Annotated in this window: 1 pseudogene (only partly in view); it reads left to right on the top strand. The window is 56.8% G+C overall.

What is annotated here, in order from left to right:
* Positions 1 to 17: 17 nt before the first annotated feature.
* Positions 18 to 278 (top strand): annotated as a pseudogene (locus tag H5U36_01795) (CRISPR-associated endonuclease Cas3''); it runs 66 nt beyond the window's last position.

Below are 278 nucleotides of genomic sequence, written 5' to 3'. Positions count from 1 at the left end.
TTGATGCACGCCTACGGATGAAAGCCCTGCTGGCATGTGCCCTCCATGATATTGGCAAAGTCACGGTGGATTTTCAGGAGTACATCCGGGGTAAGCGCGGTAAAGCGTATCCCCATGCCTTAGCATCCATGCCCTTTGCGCTGGTGACAGAAATCCTCCTCGGACGACGATGTCGCTGGCAGCAGCATGACCTGAGCGCTACAGCGGCGGTATTGACCCACCATTCGCCGTTGGGGCCCGAACTGTACAAAGGCTACGCCATACCAGCGTTTCACCCT

The organism is Candidatus Caldatribacterium sp. (genome assembly GCA_014359405.1).
In the GTDB taxonomy this organism is placed as follows: Bacteria; Atribacterota; Atribacteria; order Atribacterales; family Caldatribacteriaceae; genus Caldatribacterium; species Caldatribacterium oleiphilum.
This window is presented reverse-complemented; position numbering and strand designations above follow the sequence as displayed.